The organism is Microcoleus sp. Pol12A5 (assembly GCF_036701435.1).
Classification (GTDB): domain Bacteria; phylum Cyanobacteriota; class Cyanobacteriia; order Cyanobacteriales; family Microcoleaceae; genus Microcoleus.
The window spans coordinates 1-22428 of record NZ_JAUBQU010000063.1 but is presented as its reverse complement, the minus strand read 5'-3'; the positions used below and the strand labels follow the sequence as shown (position 1 = coordinate 22428).

At 46.1% G+C, this 22428-nt stretch carries 18 protein-coding genes; 8 read left to right on the top strand and 10 right to left on the bottom strand.

Annotated elements, in window-relative coordinates; genetic code table 11:
* Positions 1 to 77 precede the first annotated feature (77 nt).
* Positions 78 to 692 (bottom strand): COP23 domain-containing protein, encoded by a 615-nt coding sequence (locus tag QUA45_RS17410; protein ID WP_333096473.1) that lies wholly within the window; start codon positions 690 to 692, stop codon positions 78 to 80.
* Positions 693 to 1056: 364 nt separating this feature from the next.
* On the opposite strand from QUA45_RS17410, the gene QUA45_RS17405 reads away from it, so the two are divergent.
* The 3 genes from QUA45_RS17405 (at position 1057) to QUA45_RS17395 (ending at position 5201) form a co-directional block, all read left to right on the top strand.
* On the top strand, positions 1057 to 2742 hold the full coding sequence (locus QUA45_RS17405) for an NAD-binding protein (protein ID WP_333221692.1): 1686 nt from the start codon (positions 1057 to 1059) through the stop codon (positions 2740 to 2742).
* Between the two features lie 188 nt (positions 2743 to 2930).
* On the top strand, positions 2931 to 4724 hold the full coding sequence (locus QUA45_RS17400; protein WP_333221691.1) for an N-acetylmuramoyl-L-alanine amidase: 1794 nt from the start codon (positions 2931 to 2933) through the stop codon (positions 4722 to 4724).
* A gap of 81 nt (positions 4725 to 4805) precedes the next feature.
* Positions 4806 to 5201, top strand: coding sequence for an SH3 domain-containing protein (locus tag QUA45_RS17395; RefSeq protein WP_333074456.1), 396 nt, complete (start codon positions 4806 to 4808; stop codon positions 5199 to 5201).
* Positions 5202 to 5317: 116 nt separating this feature from the next.
* Here QUA45_RS17395 and QUA45_RS17390 read toward each other — a convergent pair whose 3' ends face one another.
* Complete coding sequence (locus tag QUA45_RS17390; RefSeq protein ID WP_333221690.1) at positions 5318 to 5878, bottom strand: Uma2 family endonuclease; 561 nt, start codon at positions 5876 to 5878, stop codon at positions 5318 to 5320.
* Positions 5879 to 5957: 79 nt separating this feature from the next.
* Entirely contained in the window at positions 5958 to 6935 is a 978-nt protein-coding gene (locus QUA45_RS17385; RefSeq protein WP_333221689.1) for a hypothetical protein, read from the bottom strand.
* Positions 6936 to 7093: 158 nt separating this feature from the next.
* Between QUA45_RS17385 and QUA45_RS17380 the strand changes: the two genes are divergently transcribed.
* Positions 7094 to 8290 (top strand): CapA family protein, encoded by a 1197-nt coding sequence (locus tag QUA45_RS17380; protein WP_333221688.1) that lies wholly within the window; start codon positions 7094 to 7096, stop codon positions 8288 to 8290.
* A gap of 427 nt (positions 8291 to 8717) precedes the next feature.
* Here QUA45_RS17380 and QUA45_RS17375 read toward each other — a convergent pair whose 3' ends face one another.
* The 3 genes from QUA45_RS17375 to QUA45_RS17365 all read right to left on the bottom strand — a co-directional run bounded on the left by QUA45_RS17375 (position 8718) and on the right by QUA45_RS17365 (position 11451).
* Positions 8718 to 10253 carry an NAD(P)/FAD-dependent oxidoreductase gene (locus tag QUA45_RS17375; protein ID WP_333096485.1) on the bottom strand — a complete coding sequence of 512 codons (1536 nt, stop codon included), beginning with the start codon at positions 10251 to 10253 and terminating at the stop codon, positions 8718 to 8720.
* A gap of 271 nt (positions 10254 to 10524) precedes the next feature.
* Complete coding sequence (locus tag QUA45_RS17370) at positions 10525 to 10842, bottom strand: precorrin-6A/cobalt-precorrin-6A reductase (RefSeq protein WP_333221687.1); 318 nt, start codon at positions 10840 to 10842, stop codon at positions 10525 to 10527.
* A gap of 432 nt (positions 10843 to 11274) precedes the next feature.
* A complete protein-coding gene (locus QUA45_RS17365; protein WP_333096488.1) occupies positions 11275 to 11451 on the bottom strand; it encodes a hypothetical protein in 177 nt (58 codons plus the stop codon).
* Between the two features lie 115 nt (positions 11452 to 11566).
* Between QUA45_RS17365 and QUA45_RS17360 the strand changes: the two genes are divergently transcribed.
* Together QUA45_RS17360 and QUA45_RS17355 are read left to right on the top strand one after the other, a co-directional pair.
* Positions 11567 to 12184 (top strand): prepilin-type N-terminal cleavage/methylation domain-containing protein, encoded by a 618-nt coding sequence (locus tag QUA45_RS17360; protein ID WP_333221686.1) that lies wholly within the window; start codon positions 11567 to 11569, stop codon positions 12182 to 12184.
* Positions 12185 to 12198: 14 nt separating this feature from the next.
* Positions 12199 to 12423 carry a hypothetical protein gene (locus QUA45_RS17355; protein WP_333096491.1) on the top strand — a complete coding sequence of 75 codons (225 nt, stop codon included), beginning with the start codon at positions 12199 to 12201 and terminating at the stop codon, positions 12421 to 12423.
* A 61-nt stretch (positions 12424 to 12484) separates the two neighbouring features.
* Here QUA45_RS17355 and QUA45_RS17350 read toward each other — a convergent pair whose 3' ends face one another.
* Positions 12485 to 14410, bottom strand: coding sequence for a penicillin-binding protein 2 (locus QUA45_RS17350; protein ID WP_333096494.1), 1926 nt, complete (start codon positions 14408 to 14410; stop codon positions 12485 to 12487).
* Positions 14411 to 14693: 283 nt separating this feature from the next.
* Complete coding sequence (locus QUA45_RS17345; protein WP_333096495.1) at positions 14694 to 15269, bottom strand: hypothetical protein; 576 nt, start codon at positions 15267 to 15269, stop codon at positions 14694 to 14696.
* A 337-nt stretch (positions 15270 to 15606) separates the two neighbouring features.
* Between QUA45_RS17345 and QUA45_RS17340 the strand changes: the two genes are divergently transcribed.
* Both QUA45_RS17340 and glgB read left to right on the top strand, forming a co-directional pair.
* Positions 15607 to 15855 carry a serine protease gene (locus tag QUA45_RS17340; protein ID WP_333096497.1) on the top strand — a complete coding sequence of 83 codons (249 nt, stop codon included), beginning with the start codon at positions 15607 to 15609 and terminating at the stop codon, positions 15853 to 15855.
* A gap of 1205 nt (positions 15856 to 17060) precedes the next feature.
* The gene (glgB, locus tag QUA45_RS17335) at positions 17061 to 19355 is read left to right on the top strand and encodes a 1,4-alpha-glucan branching enzyme (protein WP_333096498.1); all 2295 of its coding nucleotides are present in this window, start codon (positions 17061 to 17063) and stop codon (positions 19353 to 19355) included.
* Between the two features lie 486 nt (positions 19356 to 19841).
* Here glgB and QUA45_RS17330 read toward each other — a convergent pair whose 3' ends face one another.
* A complete protein-coding gene (locus QUA45_RS17330; RefSeq protein WP_333096499.1) occupies positions 19842 to 20759 on the bottom strand; it encodes a glycosyltransferase family 2 protein in 918 nt (305 codons plus the stop codon).
* Positions 20760 to 20845: 86 nt separating this feature from the next.
* Positions 20846 to 21676 carry a hormogonium polysaccharide biosynthesis protein HpsJ gene (gene hpsJ-B, locus QUA45_RS17325; protein WP_333221685.1) on the bottom strand — a complete coding sequence of 277 codons (831 nt, stop codon included), beginning with the start codon at positions 21674 to 21676 and terminating at the stop codon, positions 20846 to 20848.
* Positions 21677 to 22428 lie beyond the last annotated feature (752 nt).

Here is a 22428-nt window from a genome sequence, read left to right as displayed (position 1 = left end):
AAATATTTAAGGGCGGGCTAGAAGCCCACCCCACAATAGTTTCAAAATTTGTCAGGTGCAAGTTAGAGGCGTGGCTATTAAATACCTCGATCGCCCTGCGGTTTCCCTACAGGAACTGACGGTTTATTGTTTGGAGAATTAAAAGCTCGATCGACCATATCTCCAAAGGGAACAAACTGCGGTGCAGATGATTGAGTTCCTGTTCTGAACGTTGTAACTGGCCCGCCGCCGTCTTGGGCAAAATTAATCAATCTCGTTAAAGCATCACCGGGATTTTTAGCATTGCGCTTGTCTAGGGTGAACAGCAGATTTTGAGAGTTACAGCGCCCCCGTCCGTTCACATAACAAACTACGGGCAAGTTATTAACAATTCCTGTTGTTAACTGCAAGTTGCTCAATCTTCCGCCATTCTGGGCAACAGCTTTGGTCAATCTATTGGAAACAATTTGACAGCGCTGCCAAGGTGTATATTCGCGGCCGAACTCGGTTGATTTCCAAAGAATCATCGGATCTGTCGTGACATTTCCCCGCCGCGCAATTGTGACAAAATTGCGACCGGAAGTAACGCACTGAAATGTTGTTTTAGTGTTATTCAAAGAGTTGCTGGCTGGAGCTGCTTGCACTTGGCTTGCCAAGGCGACAGTACCGGCGAAAACTAAAGCGGATGCTAATAAGGGTGCAGTGAATTTCATAATAACTCCTGCCGCTAAGGCAGCTAAATAAATTTAGGAAGTCATAGTTGTAGGGGCAGTGCCGTGTCCCTACCTCTTCAAATTCCGCTGGTTGGCTGTCGCACCCGGATATTTTTCAAATATTAAATCAGGTTAGTTACACCTCATGTCTGTAGGTACATGGCAGTGTGGTGTGTTTATTTCAACACTTGGGAACGTGGCTTTAGGAACACGGCACAGCTTTTTCTTTGTTTACAAAACTTCGAGACTGTGGCACAAGTTTCCTAGATAGTCTTTTTAGCTACATTCTGCAAAGCCAGGAGAGTCAACAATGGTAAGTAAAACTACAAGGACAGCTCCGAAATTGGCTGGCAAATAAATTTTTATGAAACCTCGAATCATTGTTTGCGGGTTGGGCCACACGGGACACAAGATTTTTTGTTTGTTGAGACAGCAAGGAGCGATTGTTGTTGGTATTAGCGATCGCCCAATTCGCGGCGAAACTTCTGATGTGGTTGTCGGTAATTTGCAAGCAGCTTCTACCTTGTTGGCGGCTGGCATTCAAAACGCTCACACTTTAGTAATTGCAGCAGACGATGATGCTGTGAATTTGGCAATTTTTATGCAGGCGAGGATTCTCAATCCTCAGATTCGCATCATTAACAGATTGTTCAATACTAGCTTGGGCGACAGGATTGACCACACTTTGCCCGATCACACTTCCATGAGCGTTTCATCCTTGGCGGCTCCGGTGTTTGCCTTTGCGGCTCTCGGAAATCAGGCGATCGGACAGTTGCGTTTGTTCGATCGCACTTGGCCGATTCACGAAGAATATATCGATGAAACACATCCTTGGAAAAATCGCAAACTGAGCGATTTGTGGGACGATCGATCGCGAATGTTGATTTATTATCTGCCGGCTGCTAACAAAACTGATTTAGTATCGGCGGTGCTTACCGATCGGCAGTGTCAGCAGGGCGATCGGCTAATTGTTGCCACTCAGCCGACTGTGCGTAGCCCCCAAAAAACTTTAACTCAAAAACTGCTCAAAACATTAACTAACCTGCGCCGATTTCAGCAGCACAGCCAAGCAGCAGTAATCGTTGTACTGACGCTGCTGGCAATGATTGCCGTTGCTACTGCTACCTATATTTGTGTTGAGGATAATATCTCAATTGTCGATTCTCTCTATTTTTCAGTAGGGATGATTACGGGAGCCGGAGGCTATGAAAAAGTGGCCGAACAAGCTCCTGAAAGCATTAAACTATTTACAGTTGTCATGATGTTAGTTGGAGCCGGCATCATCGGTATCTGCTACGCACTGCTCAACGATTATGTATTGGGAACTCGATTTACCGAATATTGGGATGTGGCGCGAGTTCCGCAGCGCAATCATTACATTATTTGCGGACTCGGAGGAATAGGTATCCAAATTGCTAAAGAACTGCACACTAACGGTTACGATATTGTGGCGATCGAGCAAGATCCGAACTGTCGGTTTCTAAACACGGCTCGCTCAATGAAAATTCCGGTAATTCAGGGAAGCGCCAGTTTGCCCGCAACTTTGGAAGCTGCTAATGTTAAGCAAGCGGCCGCTCTTTTGGCTGTTACTAGCAGTGATATGTCTAATGTCGAAATTGCATTGAGCGCTAAAGGATTAGCGCCAAAACTATCAGTTATTGTCCGCAATCAAGACCCACATTTTGCTTTAATGGTGCAGCAAGTTTTTGAGTTTGAAGGAGTTTTGAACCCGACGGAATTGGCGGCTCCTGCTTTCGCGGCGGCGGCGATTGGAGGTCGAATTTTGGGCAACGGAATGACTGCTGATAGTCTCTGGGTTTGCTTGGCCACATTGATTACGCCAAAACATCCTTTCTGTGGCCACCGCATTCAAGATGCTGCTATGTCTGCTGATTTTGTGCCTCTTTATGCGGAAACTAAGGGTCAAACTATTCACGGCTGGGATTTGCTGAATTGTTGTCTGAGTACGGGGGATGTTTTGTATTTGACGATGCCGGCGAATCGGTTGGAGCAACTGTGGAGAACGCCCTCTGAATTAATTAAAACTTAATGGTTTTACGCGGGAATTTATATTGCCGATCGCTCAATTGCAACTAGAAACCTGATAAAATTGGCCAGTAGAGTAAATTGGACTTACGGCTAATCCTCAGAAAGCAAGTTTCTTCCCAGGTTTCTCCCGGGTTTAGCGCAAGTTCTAGTATAAATAACCAACAGAGTCTCAATTAGTTGCGATTTAGAATGAGAAAATTTTTAGGATTATGTGTGTTTGGCTTGATAATGGCGATCGCCTCTGTAGCTGTCGCGGTTCAACCTTTGTTTCTCGCTTATCCTCCCACAAACCACAAAACTACAGCCGATCGCATTTTTTTAATCGGTACAGCGCCCGCACCGGGACAAGTGTTGGTCAATGGCAACCAAATTTCGCGCACCGCATCCGGGCATTTCGCCCCGACTTTTCCGCTGCAACTCGGCGAAAATATCTTTACCTTGCGTTACGAAAATCAGGAAGTCAAAATTAAGGTGACGCGCGAGTCGAATCAGCCAGAAACCCCTGTAGGATTGGCTTTTGCTAAAGATTCCCTGACGCCGAAAGTCGATGTGGCGAGTTTGCCGGGGGAATATATTTGCTTTGGGGCGATCGCACCTGCGAATGCTCAAGTTTCAGTAAAATTGGCGGGCGTTACTATTCCTTTAAAAGCGCGATCGCAAGTCGAATTACCCGACAACGCATCTGTACTTTTAGACGCAAATTCCCCCATCAAAAAAGGTGGCAGCCAACAGTATCAAGGCTGTGCTAAAACCCCTGATAACGCCCTCTCATCTAAGGGAAAAACAGTTGATTTAGGCGTGCCATCGTTTGAGCTAACAATGAACGATCAAACTATCAGCCAACAAGGTACTGGCAAGATTTCTATTCTGTCTCCGGCTGACTTAGAAATAGCCGAAGTAACAGCAGATCCTGGTGTTGCCCGAACCGGGGCGAGTACAGATTTTTCTCGGATGACACCGCTGCCGAAGGGAACGCGAGCAACAATTATCGGGCGCGAGGGAGAATGGATTCGACTCGATTACGGTGCTTGGATTAAAGCATCGGAAGTGCGAATTGTCCAGGATTCAGTGCCTCCGCGATCGATTATCCGCAGCGCCAGTTCGCGTCAAGTTTCCGGCTGGACAGAGGTGTTATTCCCCTTAGAAACACCTGTCCCAGTCACAGTGCAGGAAGGAGAAGGCACTTTTACTTTAACGCTGTACAATACCACCGCTCAAACTGACATTATTCGCGTTTCTGATGACCCCGTAATTTCACGTTTGGAATGGGAACAAATCTCGCCGCTGCAAGTAAAATACACTTTTAATCTCAAATCTACCCAGCAGTGGGGTTACAAGTTGAGATACGATGGTACAACTTTAGTGTTGTCTTTAAAACACCCGCCTGCGAATACAAGCATGATGCCCAATTCGCAAGCAAAACCATTATCGGGAATTAAAATTCTCATCGATCCGGGACACGGCGGGCCGGAGGATGGAGGTGCTGTCAGTCCAGTGGGAATTAGGGAAAAAACAGTAGCTTTAACAGTGTCGAAATTGGTGCAACAGGAATTGGTAAATCGGGGCGCGAATGTGGTAATGACGCGGGTAGAAGATGTCGATTTGGATTTGCCGCCGAGGGTGGAAAGGATTCAAAAAGAAGAACCTGCGATCGCAATTTCAATTCACTACAATGCTTTGCCGGATAACGGCGATGCCATTAAGACTAAAGGCGTCGCAGCTTTCTGGTTTCACCCGCAAGCGCACAGTTTGGCAATGTTTTTGCACAATTATTTAGTTGCCAAGTTAAACCGTCCGAGCTATGGTGTATTCTGGAACAACTTAGCCATGACTCGTCCTGCCGTTACTCCATCTGTTTTAATGGAATTGGGATTTTTGATCAATCCCGAAGAGTTTGAATGGATTGTGAATCCGACAGAACAAAAGAAATTAGCTGAGGCGATCGCCCAAGGTGTTACCGAATGGTTTGCGTCCGTCAAATAACAGTTAGTAGTAAGAACTGAAGTCTTTCTCCAAAAAATCACAGTCAGGACTTCAGTTCGGTCAATCCAAGGAAATGAAATAATGCTAATTTTTACTCAATCAAAAGCTTTTTTTATTGCAGCCGTAGTTGCAAGTCTTAGCTTCTCACTTTACAGCTTTCCTGTTTTCGGCAAGCAGCAAAATCTTTCTCCCGCAAAAGCAGAAGCTTTAAAAAAGCAAACTCATTGCTCGTTTATTACAGGTGAAGGTGGCGCTGTTAACATTCGCAAAGGCCCAGGCACTAAGTACGCGGTTGTTGCTAAATTGAAAAGAGGAGACGGAGTTAGGGCTGTCAGCAGACAAGGTAATTGGGTGAAAATTGCGGCCAGATTTTCGGGTAATCCTCCTAATGAAACTTTGACAATCCTTGACGGTTGGGTAAGCAATCAATTTATTAATGGCTGTTCCGAAGACCAATTTGACAGGTGGCGGCAATAGGGAATTTGGTTTGTAGTAAGGATTTCAGTCCTTAGTTGAGATAAAAGCTAAAGTTTTCACTACAAACCACACCGGGAGATTTTTTAAAGTGGTACAAAAAAGACGATCGCCCTGATTCATTGTTGCATTCTTAACCAGCTAAATACCTGTTCGGCTGTGATATTCAGGGGGATCATTTCGGGCACAGGAAGGACATCGCTACCTTCGCAGAATTGCGGTTGTTGGTTGGGCAAAAACGCTAAAATCGATCTATCGTCTGGATCGATTAGCCACCCCAACTGACAATTATGTTGAAGACAGTGAATAATTTTTCTAGTTACGCGATTTGAGCTTTGTTGGGGCGACAGGATTTCGATCGCCCAATACGGTGCAATTAGCACATCATCCAATGGTTCACCGCTGTCATCAAATTGAATCTGTTCCCATAATAGTACCGCAATATCTGGAACAATCGATCGATCGCCAAACGTACACCGCAACTCTGGAAAAGCATAAGCTATCTTGGGTTCCTCTACTACTTCATTAATGACACTCAGGAATCGCCCCTGGAGACGAGAATGTTTAGTTTTCGGCATAGGTTTTTGGATAATCTCCCCCTCAATGTATTCGCTGGCAGGTTTGGTTTCTGGCAGCTTCAGAAATTCTTCAAGGGTGAGGCGCCCAGTTGCGATTGTCATAAATAAATTCCTCGATTCTACCTATCTTCATTGTAAGCAAAAAAAATATTTATCTTGCATTAAAATGGTGCTATATCGCCTAATTTTCCGGAACAATCTGCTGTTTAAATTCAAACAGATTAGGATTTTTGGGGTCATAAAAAGCCCGCAACCAATGCACGTTGGGAGAACCAAAAGTTTCAACTCTAGTAAAATTTTTCATTCTCGGTAGTTGAGTCTCATCGGTAAAATAGGGTAAAGGTTTATCGATGCGGAAATAGTGAGTATCGCCGTGAACGAATACAACCTGTCCTGGGAAATTGCCTGTTTCTGTTTCCAGAGTTGCGATAAAATCGTTGTAGCCGCTTCTTCTTTTGTCCGTCGGCTCGAATTCAAATCCCGGATTTGCCTGTGCAACTAACACAATTCCTTTGCTATTGCTGCGTTTGGCTAAAGCAAAACATTCTTTGATCCAGGCTAAGTTAGCCCAATTGCGATCGGCATATTCTGCATCTGCTTCGGGAGTGCGGCCAAAATTGTTGTTGCTTCCCGGCATATTAATCGCGAAAAACACAACGCCATGATAAATCCAGCGAACATTTTCGCGGAATTTAGCAAACTGCGGGTTTTCGCTTTGACGGGTGAGAGTTAAGGTGCGCTTTCCCAAACTTTGATTACCCTGGCTGAAGATTTCCCGCAGTTTAGCGAGTCTTTCTACTGGATCGTAACTGCCGTTTTTTGAACGGTGGCAATCCGTCCATTCATTATCGCCATAGGCAAGAATAAACGGCATCTCAAAATTGTCAAATAACTGCTTTCGGCTGACAAAAGTTGCATCATCGCAGACACTAGAACCGTTTTTAATGTCGCCGTCGTGGACGACAAACGCTGCAGGGGATCGATTGATATCTGCAATTAAACTCGGAAATTTTGCTTCTTGTTCGGCACTGTAGGGTAAATCGCCAATCAAGGCAAATTCAAAAGGTCTATCTCCAGAAGTTTGGGCGTAAGTTAAAACCCCAAAACCCGTAATTGATACAAAAATAATCAACGCAATAATTAGATATTTATTAGTCATTTATTTAGTTCCAACTAATTTAGTTATCAGGACTTACGTAGAACCATAAAAAATAGATGCTGCGATTGCTTCACTACCGTTCGCAATGACATACTTATGTTATTTGCTTAAGTCCTGGTCATGATACCATATAAGCCGACAAATCACTCTCAGAAATCATGAATTTTCGTCGGTTGCTCTCGCTAATTGCTCTGCTTTCGATCGCAGGCTGCAATATCCAAACGCCACAAACCAACACACAGCCTACAGAAAGTCGATCGCCAATTGCAGCCCCTATTCCCGCCGAACCAAAGTCTGAGATCGAAGAAGCAACACTAATTGCTGTCGGCGATATCATGATGCACAGTACCCAAACGCGATCGGGCTACGACGCAAAAAAGAAAACATACAATTTTGAGACTTTCTTCGCACCAGTTAAAAGTATCCTATCAACAGGCGATTGGGTCATCGGAAATCTCGAAACACCTTTAGCGGGCGAAGATGCGGGCGGATATACGGGATATCCGCTATTTAACGCACCGGCTCAATTAGCTGATGCGGCTAAAAAAGCCGGATTTAATATCTTGACAACCGCGAATAATCATGCTTTAGACCGTGGAGAAAAAGGGGTAATTAGGACGATCGCAAATCTGAGCGATCGTAAAATTGCCTCAACAGGAACAGCCACATCAGCCGCCGAGGCTTCACGCACTTTAATCAGCACCAAAAACAACATTTCACTAGCCATGCTAGCCTACACATACGGCACAAACGGCATTCCCATACCCAAAGGCAAAGATTACTTAGTTTCCCTAATAGACGAAAAAAAGATAGTCAAAGACATTGCCAAAGCCCGAAAACAAGGAGCAGATATTATCGCAATTTCCCTGCATTTTGGCAATGAATATGAGCGACAGCCAAACACCCAACAAAAACAATTAGTGGAAAACCTATTAAAAGCTGGTGCAGACATCATTCTCGGCAGCCATCCCCACGTCGTCCAACCTTACAAAATTTTTAACTTTCCCGGTAAAAATGGCAAAATCCGCAAAGCTGTAGCAATTTATTCAATGGGAAACTTCATTTCCGGTCAGAATAAAAAATATACCGATTTAGGCGTAATTTTGCAAGTAAATATTCGTAAAACATTTCCCGAAAAAAGTACAGAAATTACCAGCCTCCAAACCATTCCAACTTGGGTTCACCGCTATACTCAAAACAATAAAACGAACTATCGCGTTTTGCCCTTACAAACAACTGTCAGCCAGAAAAAAGATGCACTGCTAGCAACTGCACAATACCCAATTTTATCAAAATATTTGCAGGATATGAACAATCATCTTAACTCTTTGAATAGTCCGAAAAAATCCAAATAATTTGGTAGTGAAAATTGGGAATGGGGCATGAGTTATTGGAATTGGAAGCCTAGCCGAGGAATTTGTATTCCCAGGCAGTGCCCATTGCTAAGATAACAACTTAAGCTAGGGAACCATTTGTCAATCAGCAATTATGCCCAGCTTTTACTCAGGTTTTGGGTATAAAACTTAGATTTAGGCGATCGAATAATCATGCCTAATCTTCAGCAAATAAATTTACCCACGCTTGGATATCCTTTGCAATCAGTGCGAAATTGGCAGCAGAATAGCGCGTCATATCAACTCCGCTAGCATCGGCCTTATAAAATCGAATCAACAGTCACTACTCAACTATCATTGAGTTTTGCGACGAACAGTTAACAGTCAACAATCATTCCGGTTGCACCGGAATTGAGATCGATTGACTCCTGGTAAGCTTGGGAAGCAATTATGTATCCAACGGAAGAGGGTGTAATGGAGTAGAGCGAGTTTTATTTTTGTGATTATATTCTTCCGATACGCCCCGATAATCTGATGGTTGATATCTGCCAAATATCTCAGCGAAAATATTAGGCAGTTTTCGATAAGGAGAAACACCCATATCTTTAAGCATGATGTCAATATATTGTTGAAAGCGAGTATTGATCGCACAGGATCGCGAAGGTTCAAATTGAATATTTGCGCGTTTCCACTCGCGGATATATTCAATACTTTTTTCCATATTTTCGCAGGAAGGTAACTCAAGTTCACCACGCAAGTAAGCACATAACCATTGTGTGGCAATTTCGACTGCTGGCACGTGCATATATCCATGATTGAAACCGGCAAAGGCAATGCCAGGAATGCGAGGATGAAGCAAGTGACGATATAACTGCACGCCATCGGATTCGCTTTCCAACATTTTTCGATATTTATCAGGCAAAAATGGAAAAACCGGCGTTTGCGAACCCAAAGATAGAACGACTAAATCGCATGGAATCTCGCAACCATTTTTCAACTTTACTGATTCTCGCGAAAAACCCGATAATTCTGTACGATGGGGCGAGATTTTTCCTTCTGCAATAAACGGATAGTAATTTTCAGGCGCAACCGCTGTGGCTGAACGTAAATCAGGCAATAATTTGTGATCTGGTTGTACAGCTTTGATGCGGCGCTGGGCCTCTCGATCTTTTCCAGAAACATTTCGCTGAACTTGAAAGCGGAAGATGGATGCAATCAAATCCCAAAAAGCTGAAACAATGAAACCAAGGCGATTGTGCAGGAAACGTTCAATGGCGGTTGGATGTGCCCAACTTGTCATCATCACTGTTCCAAAACGGCTGAATAATGCGTAGGTAAAATGTACGCCCAAAATTCGTTCTGGCACAAGCCAGCGCGGTGTACGAAATACATGATTTACTTGTGCGCCTTGTTTGGCTGCGAAAGTCGCCATGTCTAAAGCGCTTTTTCCGAAGCCAACGATTACAACTCGTTGATTGTCGAATATATCAAGCGTGTGGACATCTCGTTCAGTGATGATTTTTCCGCCGAAATCTTCTATACCTGGAAATTCAGGTTGATACTTTCCTTCTGTATATTGCCCAACTGAGATAACGACGTATCCAAATAATTCTTCGTGAACTATATCCTGGTTTTTATATTTTAATAGCCAGCCATCTTCTGTTTCTTTGAGTTCCATAACTTCATGATTTAACCGCACATCAAGATTTAAATGGTTGACCGCTTGCTCTAAATAATTCAGGATTTGTTCTCCGGTAGGATGTAAATCAGGGGTGAATGGCCAGGAAAAATCAGATAAATGATACTGTTCCCTGATATTTTGCAGGTGTACGTTTGGGTATGCAAGTGCCCATACTCCGCCAATCTTTTCGGATTTCTCGAAAACAACTGCTGCGAAACCATTTTTATTGAGAATATGGGCTGTCGTAATTCCTGATATTCCCGCGCCAATAATGGCAATTGGCATACCGTTTTTGTATTGCATATATTTGAGTCTCCTTATTTAGTATGGGTATTAGAATAATTTTACTGAGGCAGTGACCAGCAACCGGAAAGCCTTGCACTGAGAAATTTTTTAATTGATCGCTCTCAAAAAGATAGAGGCGCTGTCACCCCGTCAAATTAGCGATCTTAAACCTAACTGCTGATAGTAGTCTAAGTGCTTATAGACTAAGGGGGAGAGCAATTCTTACAGTCTGGCTGCTACAGCCTCAGTGGAGGCGAGCTGGCACATTCCGATCACCCCAAGGATTTAACTAATAACTAATAACTAATAACTGCTTAATTAACCAAGCGATCGTCCCTTCCACATCAGCACCCTGCTCAGCATAGGGAATCTGCAGCCGCTGCACTATCACAACCGGAATTTCCAGTTCCCTAGCAGTAGCAATTTTAGCATAATTAGCACCGCCGTCGCTTTTTTTTATAAAAATTGAATCCTTTTGATATTTTAATAGTAATTGTCGCTGGTCTTCCAATAAAAAACGCCCCCTTGCTAATAACAATTTACCGTTAGGTACAGCCATATTTAGTGCCGGAGGAGCGATCGCCCGCATCAAAAACCACACAGTCACTGATGTAGCGTGCGTCAGGGAAAACGATATGACCCGAAATCAGGGCGCGGCACTGCCGTTTCCCTACAAATTGGGCGATCGTTACATCCGATCCGGTTGATTTTACCCGTTACCCTAAATTAGGAAACCCCTGTGCCGTTTCCCTACTATTAACCGGCCCGGGCGATCGTTACATCCGATCGCGCGATCGCCCAGAACTCCGCAAGATTCTGATGGAGTTTTTCTGTATAATTTTCACACTGAGAACAAACTATTCTTGACGCTAAAACACTCAGTCGAAACTAAATTTGTCCCTCAAATTGAGTATAAGTTTCCACCTTGACTCCAGGCAAGTCTAATAGATAGTTTAAATGAAAATTAATCGCTCTACCTGTATTGATTGCTATATTTTACGCCATAAACTCAGGAGAGCCTTTCCTTCTGCCTCCTGTCTTATGCCTCCTGCCTCAAAACTCCAACTTCTAGCTTGGCTGCTTTCATTGAGATGCTCTCTACATACCTTCGCGCTCTGGTGCGATCGGGTGATCGACAAAATTGCTGTAGGGAAACCGCACTACCGTTTCCTGACTGCCGTTTTCTTACCCGCAGTTTTTTTAAAGTCGCATACATTTTCAGTAAATACCGATCTACACACTCGCCCAACCCAAAGTTAAAATATACTCAATAAAAAATAGCTCCTCCTAGCTGTTTTTTTGGCCAGCTAAATATCAGGGAGTGCATCTACGTGTCAATAAATAAAACGCTCAAAGGCAGAGCCACTACACCTGCCGCAGGTTTTACAATGATAGAGCTATTGATAATTATTTTAATCATAGGAATATTTAGTGCGATCGTCGCCCCCTCATGGCTAATGTTCATCAACAACCACCGTTTAAAGGCATCGCTCGATCGAGCTTACTGGGCAATGGAACTTGCCCACAGCAACGCCAAACGATCCAAAATTTCATGGCAAGCCAGCTTCAAAGAAGTAGGAGAAAATGTACAAATAGCCGTTCACCCAGCCGACATTTCCCCAGCTCAAGTACCGGCCAGTCAATGGATAAACCTAGAACCGCAAATTAAAATAGATACCGATGAAACAACAGTGCTCCAAGTAAATGAAAACAACGAGCAAAAAACCAATGGCACAATCCGGCGAGTCATGTTCAACCATCGAGGTTGCCCCGTATCTCGAAGCGACCATGACTGCACCCTAACGAGTATAAGAGCCAAAGGAACCCTAACGCTATATCATCCCAACTTAAGAAACAGCCAACGCTGCATCATCATTTCCACTCTCCTAGGACATAAACGCATCTCCCAAAGACAACCCAAAGCTCAAGACAAAAGATATTGTTACTGAGTCACTGAGGTAGCGTGCGTCCGGGAAAACCATATTACCGGAAATCAGGACACGGAAGTGATGTTTCCCTACAAATTGGGCGATTGTTACATCCGATCGCCCGATCGCCCGGAACCCGGCAAGCTACGATTATTTTGGAGCATTGCCGCGTCCTTCATATCCCTGTTGTCGATCGTTATATCCGATCGCGCATTCAACTATTTTGGGGCAGGAAAACGGCATTGCCGTCTCCTCAATAGCCTTGTTGTCGAGCGTTATATTCGATGTCAATTCCTGACGCCGCATCTCAGATATAATCAACTACTTCTTACTCGGCGCAATCTTCTCAATAGAAATCAGCGCCTCCATCACCGACTCCACAATCGGCGCCGCCACCGTACCCCCCGAACCGTCCTTCGGCTCATCAATCACCGCCAAAACCACATACCGAGGTGCCTCCACAGGCATGATCCCCACAAAGCTAGTAATAATAGCCTTGTCAGAATAACCCCCACCAGCCTTAGCTTTTTGAGCCGTACCCGTTTTTCCAGCAATCCGATACCCAGGAATTTGTGCAGCTTTCCCCGTACCACCATCAACCACAGTTTCCATCATTTCTAACACCTGCTTAGTAGTTTCCGGCGAAAAAACTTGCTTCGGAACCGGCCTCGGAAGCTTCCAATAAGCTTCACCGTCCCTATCAAAAAGTCCCCGCACAACGTGAGGAGTCACCAACTTGCCACCGTTAGCCAAAGCGCCGTTAAGCTGCACCAACTGCATCGGAGTAATCGAAAAACCTTGCCCAAAAGCCGTAGTAGCAACTTCCACCGGAGAGTTAATAAATTGCTCTCGATTTTTAAGCTGACTGGTTACTTCAAAAGGCAAATCACTCCCTGCCGTTTGTCCGAGTCCGAGTTTTTCTAAAGCTTGATAGTAAAGAGAAGCTTTCATACTTCTCATTACGTGCACCATTCCCACATTGCTAGAATGTTTCAAAATCTCAGTAACAGTCGAAGGACCGCGTGCGCCTACGAATTTGTAATCGGAATTTTGGATAGTCCAGCCATCCATGTAAATCCTGCCTTCATCCTTAAAGACAGTATTAGGTTTCACCGCACCAGCTTCCAGAGCAATCGCCACATTAATCGCTTTAAAAGTCGAACCAGGCTCATAAACATCAGTTACAGCCCAATTTTTATAGCGCGACAAATCGAAATTAAAATATTGATTCGGGTCATAAGAAGGTTCCGCTACAACTGACAGCAATTCCCCGTTACTGGCATCCATCACAATCACCGTGCCCCGCTTCGCATCGTGTTGCTTCATTTTTTCCTTAAGCGCAATTCGTGCAGCCCGCTGCAAGCGAGTGTCGATCGTCAATTGCAATTTCAAGTCATCAAGCTGCACAAATCCCGCCGTCAGCCGATCGGGCACCCAATTCCCATTGCTCGACCTGCTAAACTGAATCGACGGCATCGATCGTTCCAACAAATTCTGCTGGCTGTATTCTACCCCGGCTTGTCCCTTCCGTTCCCCGTCCACATAACCGAGGATATCCGCCGCCAACTCCTGCTGCGGGTAAAAACGCTGCTGCTGCCGCAGCAACTCCAAGCCATCGACCAGACTCTCTTTAATTTGCATCTGAGCGACACGATCGGCAACCTCTTGAGGCAGAGACTCCGCAATTGTAATACCGCTTTCAGCAAGATTAAACCTGCGTATCAGTTCAGTTTCCGAGGTAGTTCCCGGACTCAGTTCGATCGCCAGCATCGGAGCCAATTTAGCAGCTATTTCCGCCTTCGAGTGGTTAAACAACTTCGGGTGAGCGTAGAGCGTGTACACCTGTCTGTCGATCGCCAAAACATTCCCCGCGCGGTCAACTATCGGGCGTCTCGGTACAAACGGCTTCGTTTTGAGAGTTTGCTGCTGCTCGGCCTGTTTACGCAGCGCCGGAGCTCGCGTCACCTGCAAATAAAACAAATTCACAGCCAACCCCAGCCCCCCCAGCATCAACACCGCCCACACCGCCCACAAACGGAACTTGCTGCGCTTTAAACGCTCCACCGGCCGCCCCCAAGATGCAGCCGTCTCTTGTGCCGATCGGCCGAAACTGCCCGAAGATCTAGGTTTGGCTGGTTTTTGCCACCCAGTAGGCGCGGCGAAGCTATCCCGTAGGGAATCGCCCGCCTGTTTTGTGCGTTTGAAATTCGGCGATCTGTAGCGGTCAAAACGGGGGTCGTAGCTCATGGCATTAAAAATTCAATAGCAAGTTAGAGCGTTTTAGAATTTATAATTTATAACTTAAATCTTAAAAGATAAAATTTACAACTTGGGAATGAGCAGGGTTGGGCTCACACCTACAGTTGGATTCTGTTTTTTTAAGGGGTCTTATTATTTTTAATCTGTAACTTCCGGTTGAAAGCAGAAAATCGATGGCGACTTGCAAAAAAGTCAAAAAGGAAATTAGATCCTCGAATTTTCAGGCCCTCGGACACTCAGGTCCTCGGGCGCTCTACGCTTTGACACAGGTTTAATAGCCCAGCGGTGTTTCCACACCGGATCGATTCTTGAGAGCGGGCTCAGAATTTGGTGTCGCAAGGGGCGATCTAGTTTCAGGGGCCGGCTGCAAGAAAATCGTGTCCCCAGGATTCTGCGGAGCCAAACCGGTTTCGGGATTTTGGGCTTCTTTAGCAAGTTGGTGTTTCAAGACTTCGCTAGAAGCACTCAATTGCTGTTCCCGGAGGCGCAGAGTTTCCAGCTTTTGATACTCCTGGCTCCAGCGCTGCTCGCCGTAAACAGTCAAGCCGTAGAGACTCAGAGCACCGCCCAAAAGCATAAGTGCTGCGACTGAGGAGGCGCGCTGTGCCTGCAGGAGCGATCGCAACCACACTGGCTGCTGCTGGCGATCGGGCAGGACTTTTATCACCGATGCCGAGGACCGAGCCTGAGTCTGTTCGTCGGCTGGCGAGTAGTTGGGCAATACCGGTCCTGTCTTCGCCCGCCTAGCCCGGGCAATAGAAGTAACTTTGCTTTTGGCTGGACCAGCAGCGGGCTTGCGGGCCGATCGGGAGCGGGGAGAATCCGGGGATCTGATAGCAGCGGTCATAGAGTTCACCAATACGTAAAGTGGGGTAGCTTCAGCTTGATTGAGGTTAAGAGTTTTTTGTCTCCCAGATCGCCACCACTGGCGATCTGCGTTCGATCGGTTATCCTTACCAAAGATACCTCACAAGCCAACCAACCCATCCTACCACCGGTCTCTTTGACTTCAGGATTTGCCAAAAAAAAGAAATCTTTGCTGGTTAGCGATAATCTATGTGAAATTTATGAATAAATGCAGTATTGTAATCAACGAGCGAATCGTTGAGCTATTCGTGCCAGCATTGTTTCTCAAGTAAACTATTCCCTTCCTTGCGATGGGTTTTCAATGTTAAGGAGTTTTTATGAACAAGGGATTAATTCGTTTGACTTTGGTAGTGGGCTTGGCAGTAGCCCTCGGCGCCTGCGGCGGTGAGACCACCACCCCCAGCTCTAGCCCCTCTCCGGGCGGCACTGGCGGCACTGGCACTACTACTACTACTCCTCCTGCTTCTTCTCCATCTCCAAAGTCCACTCCTGGGACTGGTGGAGCAGGGGCTGGTGGAGCAGGGGGTGCTGGAAAAGCTTCCCCTTCTCCTAAAACGTCTCCCTAACTAGGGCGATCCGAGAGTGTTTGCCCAACGAGCCTAGCCTCCCGGTGAAAAATCCTTCGCTCCTCGCATTTTTTCATCTCATAGGTCTAGGTCTCAAGTTGGGTGTTAGTAATTGTCTAATGCTTTTACTACTCAAGTTCACTACGCGCCCTTACAGCAGCAAATTCCGCTGATTCGCGGCGTTACAATAGCATTCCCTTTCAACTAGAAAATTTGACTCCCGGCCTGCACGTTTTGAAACTCAAGCCTGTGACAAGATGTTTGAGGACATTGCCAGTGCTGCTGCTTCAACTGAATATCCACTGGAGGATCTCGCAGACTTGACGCAAATTTTGCACTGTCGATCGAGTCTCGCTTTCCTTCCCCGCCGCTGTTCCCACAGACGAGAAAAAAGCAAGCTGAGGCTTGGATGCTCTAAGACTGGCTCGAAGACAGAATCGGCATGGCTACTCGATTTGTGGACTACGAGTTTCGCCCCGGTGCGGGCAAGCAAATCGACCCGTTTGTTTTGAGCCAGTTTAGTGATTCAATTGGCGCAGCTTCAGTTCGGTATTAACCCTGCCTCAGCAAAACTCGCTCCTGTTGCGCCTCAGTGCTGCTTTAAACCTATTGCACCGTCGCTGGTAGGATGGTGCTAGTTTGGTAGGCGATGCCTTAAGCATGGCAGATATTCCTTGCTGCTGTCGCCATGCTGAGTCCTTTAGCTTTGATTCTTCAATATCGAGTTAAGCATCCTTTGCTGTTTGAGCGTATTGCCCAAAGTCATGGGCTTTGTGGGCAAACCCAGCCTCCGGGAGGTGAAAGTCTACCGATCGGGGGATCGTCCCTGTATAAAGATTCCAGGTAAACTATTAACTCCTGCCCAACACTTAGAGGGTTGACCATCCTGCAGTGGCAAATCGACAATAGTTGGAAAAATTTAGTATCACATATTAAATAAAAAGTCAATCGTAGTTGGGAAAAAATATAAATTTTTCAATTTGTTTTAATATTTCTATACTTAGATGTTAGCAGTCAAACTCCAGCTCCGCCGCCGGCAAGGCAACAGCCTGCTGTGCGTGCAAGGGCGCGCGCTGGATATGCAGCAGGCAAGATCATGCTAATCAGTGGTAGGATCAGCGATCAAAAATGTATCGAAATGTAAAGTGCAGCGCCGCTCTAGGTTTTGAAAGCCATTTAGTTAAAAGATTGAGGTAAGTAGTTTTATGCCCGCGACCGTCCCCTTTGAACAGATTGACCGCATTGTTTGGAATCAGCACCACGATCCATTTGAAGTGCTAGGCCCTCACGCGATCGAAGAAAATGGCAAAAAAGTCTGGGTCGTCCGAGCTTATCTGCCGAATGCGGATGCAGTATCCGTAGTTGTGCCGGAGGCCCGGGCCGAATACCCGATGAAATCAGAGCATCACCCTCACTTTTTTGAATGTACGATCGACACCCCAGAACTAGCAAACTATCAATTGCGGGTCAAAGAAGGGGAACACGAGCGCTTCATCTACGATCCCTACGCCTTTCGATCGCCCAAACTCACAGAATTCGACCAGCATCTATTCTCAGAAGGCAATCACCACCGCATTTATGAAAAACTCGGGGCGCACCTCACCCAGGTAGGTGGCATCACAGGAGTATATTTTGCCGTTTGGGCTCCGAATGCTCGCAATGTCTCTGTTTTAGGAGATTTCAACTATTGGGACGGCCGCAAACATCAAATGCGGAAATCGCAAAATGGCATCTGGGAATTATTTATTCCGGGACTGTCCGTGGGAACTTCCTACAAATACGAAGTGAAAAACCAAGACGGACATCCCTACGAAAAGTCCGATCCTTACGGTTTCCAGCAAGAAGTGCGGCCGAAAACAGCATCAATTGTCACGGACTTAGACACCTACACTTGGCACGACAGCGCTTGGATCGAAAAGCGGCGGCACACAGACCCACTGACGCAGCCGATTTCGGTTTACGAATGCCACATCGGTTCTTGGCTGCACGCCGCTACTGACGAACCCGCCGTGCTGCCAAATGGGGAAATAGAACCCCCCGTGCAGGTTTCGGAACTCAATCCAGGGGCGCGCTTTCTGACTTACCGGGAATTAGCCGATCGGCTGATACCCTACGTCAAAGATTTGGGATTCACTCACATCGAAATGCTGCCCATCGCCGAACATCCTTTCGACGGTTCTTGGGGCTATCAAGTCACCGGCTATTTTGCCCCAACTTCCCGCTACGGCAAACCTGAAGATTTCATGTATTTTGTTGACCAGTGCCACGCCAACGGCATTGGCGTACTCGTGGACTGGGTACCGGGACATTTCCCCAAAGACGGTCACGGCTTGGCTTTCTTTGACGGAACTCATTTGTACGAACACGCCGACTCCCGCAAGGGCGAACACAAAGAGTGGGGAACCCTAGTATTCAACTACGGCCGCAACGAAGTGCGGAATTTCCTAGTATCAAACGCTCTGTTCTGGTTTGACAAGTACCACATCGACGGGATTCGCGTAGATGCCGTAGCCTCGATGCTTTATTTGGATTACTGCCGCGAACCCGGAGAATGGCTGACCAACCAGTACGGGGGCCGGGAAAATATCGAGGCGGCAGATTTTCTGCGACAGGCGAATCACGTCATTTTTAGCTATTTCCCAGGGGCGCTGTCGATCGCCGAAGAATCTACCTCTTGGCCGATGGTATCTTGGCCGACCTATGTAGGGGGTTTGGGTTTCAACCTGAAGTGGAACATGGGTTGGATGCACGATATGCTCGACTATTACCACATGGACCCGTGGTTCCGCCAGTTCCACCAGAACAACATAACTTTCAGTATGTGGTACAACCACAGCGAGAATTTCATGCTGGCTTTGTCCCACGATGAGGTAGTCCACGGCAAAGCCCACATCATCGGGAAAATGCCAGGGGACGAATGGCAAAAGTTTGCAAACGTGCGGTGTTTGTTTACTTTTATGTTTGCTCATCCCGGAAAGAAAACGATCTTTATGGGGATGGAGTTTGGTCAGTGGCAAGAGTGGAACGTTTGGGGGGATTTGGAGTGGCGTTTGCTGCAATTTGAACCACACCAAAAGTTGAAGCTATTTTTTAAGGATTTGAACAATCTGTACCGCAGCGAAACGGCACTTTACAGTCAAGATTTTGCTGAGGATGGGTTTGAGTGGATTGATTGCAGCGACAACCGACACAGCGTCGTGGCTTTTGTGCGCCGAGAGAAGGATGGCGACGAGTTTGTGGTGACGGTGTGCAATTTTACGCCCCAGCCGCACTCTCACTATCGCGTAGGAGTGCCGGAACCAGGTTTCTATACGGAGTTGTTTAACAGCGACGCGCGGGAGTACGGCGGCAGCAATATGGGGAATTTGGGCGGTAAGTGGACTGAGGAGTGGTGGTTCCACAACAGTGCTTATTCGATCGACTTGTGTTTGCCACCTTTGGGGGTGTTGATTTTAAAACTCGATCGGGCAAAAACAACAGCCAAATCTCAAGAGTTTTAAGTTGTGAGTCGTCATAGTTTTGAGTTAAGAAGAATCAAAACTTTATTAAACCTAAAAGTTTGAGGGTATTCAGAAATCCGGTTTCTCCAAGAAATCGGTTTTTTTTTGTTTTGTTGTGATGAATATCTGGACAGGGTAACAAAACCGTCACAAGACCTACTGATGGCGGAGCGTTGCATAATAGCGGGAGGATGTTGCTTTTTTTTTAGGTGTGCCAATGCTCCCGAAGGCGTGTAGTTTCACAGCAGGCGGGACGCTTCACCCATACTCCCCCTAAGAATTATCCTCCAATTGTGCCAAGCCGAATCAATGATAATTAGGCGCTATAAACTACCATTTTTTTAGACTTGTATCAAGGCTATATTCTTGATTACATCTATGTTCTGACGGGGTTGTCATCCAGTGAATTGCGTAAATCATCTTCTTGTTTAAGTTGTATTAATTACCAATGCCAATTTTTAATGCCCAATTTTTAATTCTCTATTTTTAATTTCGAGTATCGGAAGCCCCAAGATTATAAGAAACTTTCGACGGTTCAACAGTTACTACTTCCGAAATAGATTGTTCGGCTGCTACCTCTAAAGTTGGCAGTGGTAAATGTTTCATTTCCCACACTTTCAACAAAATTAGATATTCATAAAAAGCTTGCAGCGTGCACCAAGCCAATCCCGCTTGGCCGTCAAGAAATCCGCCCAGTAAAATATACATATAGAAAAAGCGCACCACAGGCCGCAAAGGCAACCGCAAAGAAAAATCTTTCAAAGCGCGGCGCCTTTCCACCTCCGACGCGCCAAACAATAAATCCCACCAATTTACTTGACCAGCTTCTAATTGACGGAGAGTTTCAGCAGCCTCGTCAGTCGAGTAGCGGTTGTGCTTTTCAATCCAGCGGGAAAGACCTTTGCTGCAAGTATAGTGAGGGTAAGTTTCCTTCAAAAAGTGAGTAGGCCCGTTGCAGACTTCCCGTTCCGTGTGACCGTAGTCAGTAAACCACACTCGGTCTTTGCGAAAGAGACGCATTTGATAGCGGGGATATTGAGTGCTGCGGCGAATCCAGCGCTCCATAAATATTACTTTTTCAGCTACGTAATAGCCGATATATTCTTGACTTTCGATCGCCCTTAAGCATTCAGCAAACAGTGCAGGTGTCATCCGCTCGTCAGCTTCGAGGATGTAAACCCATTCGTACTTGCACGGGACTTCTTGGAGCATCCAAGTCCGCTGGCGTCCGTGAGTTTCAAAGCGGTGCTGCACTGTTTGCACGGCATAGTTCTGAACAATCTCAAGGGTGCGATCGGTGCTGAAAGAATCAACTACAATGATATCGTCACAAAGCAGTGCCGATTCAATGCAAGCGGCGATATCAATCTCTTCGTTGTAAGTCAGAATATAAATTGAGAACATTCCCAGCTTTCAGTAAGGGCAAACTATTGGGTAAACAAACTATTTCTCAGGGATGTCTCGACCAGCGCAATCCCTGCCAGCGCCGGTCAATTTTTGCGGCGGCCGAACCGCAGAATTCCCATACTTCTCAATCCCGTCCAACCAACAGTAATGTAGCCGATCGCTAGCAGCAAACTGGTGATTCCCGTCTGCAAACTCGAATTTCTCGATCGAGTTCTTAACTCTTTCTCTTTTTGTTGCTTGCGGGTGCGAATCTCGTTACGAGCTTGAGTCGGAAGTGCTTGAGCTTGCTGTTCCAGGAACTTGTCAACGGCTTTCGGGTCAGTTTTCGACTCCTCAAGCACAGCTTTCAATTCCTTGGGAACCTCTGGACTCTTGAGTGCTTGTTGCAGCTTCCCGTTGTCTTCCAGCAGCGCCCCTATCTGGCTGCGACGCTGGCTTTTGAGCTGTTCTACCTGAGCTTTAAATTGAGGGCTTTTAAGTTGTGCCTCAAGTTGACCTTCCGCTTGTCCCGCTTCTTGAGCGACTTGAGCCAGAGCATCCTTGAGTTCCAAACGAGTATTGTTGAGGTGAACGGGAACCAGAGATAGGTAAACTAGACCTAGCAAGCTGGAAATCAACAGCGCCCAGAATCGCAAGTCCAGCCAAACCTTGCGTCGCTCAATAGAGACTCCACTGCTGCTGTCAACCCAAAAGCCAGTCATCAGGAGGGCGATACCGATCAAAGGAATAATGCCCCTGTCAACTATCTGAGTTGCTGCAGCCAACTGCCAGCCTCGATTGAGAAGGTCTGAAGTTTCTCCCGGCAGCGACAGAACAATGCAGTCAAGCAAAGCAGAGAGAATCAAGATAATCCCGACTACTTTTAGAGTTCGAGCAGCTACTGAAGAAAATTGACGGCTATTACTTGCTTTCATAATTCGTGTTAGATAATTCTACACCGTTAGATTAAAGGGGGTAGTTGGGTGGATTTTGTTGAACGAGTTTTAAGCTATTTTCCACCAAAATAGCTGCTTCGGATACCGACCTGGACTTTCCTCTGGGTTTTCACCGGCAGCGGTTGCGAGTCAAAAGGTGTAGTTTCTGCACAGCTATATAGAGTTGGACACAGGAGGCTGTGCGCTTCTGGGTTGGCTGTAACGCTTGGTCAACATGGCGCACAGAAACAGCAGCAAGCAACTGCTGGCTTCTTCTATAGTCTGACGAATCCACCGTAAAGATGGGCTCTGCACGCTTAGGTTCCAGCTTTTAACTAGCTTTCGCTCGCGCGGTCGTGCCAGAAATAATAGACACACGAGGAGCGCGTTGCGTTGGGTTTCACCCCCTAGGGCTCCCACTACCCGATCACCTGCCCGAGGCGGTGGAACTCTCATCCCTTGTCTTATAGTAATTGATATAAGAGAGGGCGGGAATAAATAATTGTTTACCAACATTTTTAACCTCTAATTACCAACACCAGGATACGGCACTCACAAATAGACGACTAGCGTTTTTTTTGTCAGTAATTCTGTTTGCTATATCAGCTTCATCGCAGGTAATTTTTACTTAGCCATTCTTGCCTCAAAGTCACACGTTACTAATCACTATTCCCTCCAGGGTAAGCTCATCTAATTTGGTATAAATTGTACTTGACAATGACTCAAATGAGTGTTCTTAAGTCAAGTCGCTA

What these genes read in the sequence shown, in the direction of transcription:
- QUA45_RS17380 (WP_333221688.1), top strand. Translation starts at nt 7,094, where the DNA reads ATGAATTTTCGTCGGTTGCTCTCGCTAATTGCTCTGCTTTCGATCGCA.
- QUA45_RS17330 (WP_333096499.1), bottom strand. Translation starts at nt 20,759, where the DNA reads ATGTTCTCAATTTATATTCTGACTTACAACGAAGAGATTGATATCGCC.
- QUA45_RS17390 (WP_333221690.1), bottom strand. Translation starts at nt 5,878, where the DNA reads ATGACAATCGCAACTGGGCGCCTCACCCTTGAAGAATTTCTGAAGCTG.
- QUA45_RS17350 (WP_333096494.1), bottom strand. Translation starts at nt 14,410, where the DNA reads ATGAGCTACGACCCCCGTTTTGACCGCTACAGATCGCCGAATTTCAAA.
- QUA45_RS17340 (WP_333096497.1), top strand. Translation starts at nt 15,607, where the DNA reads ATGAACAAGGGATTAATTCGTTTGACTTTGGTAGTGGGCTTGGCAGTA.
- QUA45_RS17400 (WP_333221691.1), top strand. Translation starts at nt 2,931, where the DNA reads ATGAGAAAATTTTTAGGATTATGTGTGTTTGGCTTGATAATGGCGATC.
- hpsJ-B (WP_333221685.1), bottom strand. Translation starts at nt 21,676, where the DNA reads ATGAAAGCAAGTAATAGCCGTCAATTTTCTTCAGTAGCTGCTCGAACT.
- glgB (WP_333096498.1), top strand. Translation starts at nt 17,061, where the DNA reads ATGCCCGCGACCGTCCCCTTTGAACAGATTGACCGCATTGTTTGGAAT.
- QUA45_RS17345 (WP_333096495.1), bottom strand. Translation starts at nt 15,269, where the DNA reads ATGACCGCTGCTATCAGATCCCCGGATTCTCCCCGCTCCCGATCGGCC.
- QUA45_RS17395 (WP_333074456.1), top strand. Translation starts at nt 4,806, where the DNA reads ATGCTAATTTTTACTCAATCAAAAGCTTTTTTTATTGCAGCCGTAGTT.
- QUA45_RS17375 (WP_333096485.1), bottom strand. Translation starts at nt 10,253, where the DNA reads ATGCAATACAAAAACGGTATGCCAATTGCCATTATTGGCGCGGGAATA.
- QUA45_RS17405 (WP_333221692.1), top strand. Translation starts at nt 1,057, where the DNA reads ATGAAACCTCGAATCATTGTTTGCGGGTTGGGCCACACGGGACACAAG.
- QUA45_RS17410 (WP_333096473.1), bottom strand. Translation starts at nt 692, where the DNA reads ATGAAATTCACTGCACCCTTATTAGCATCCGCTTTAGTTTTCGCCGGT.
- QUA45_RS17385 (WP_333221689.1), bottom strand. Translation starts at nt 6,935, where the DNA reads ATGACTAATAAATATCTAATTATTGCGTTGATTATTTTTGTATCAATT.
- QUA45_RS17365 (WP_333096488.1), bottom strand. Translation starts at nt 11,451, where the DNA reads ATGTATGCGACTTTAAAAAAACTGCGGGTAAGAAAACGGCAGTCAGGA.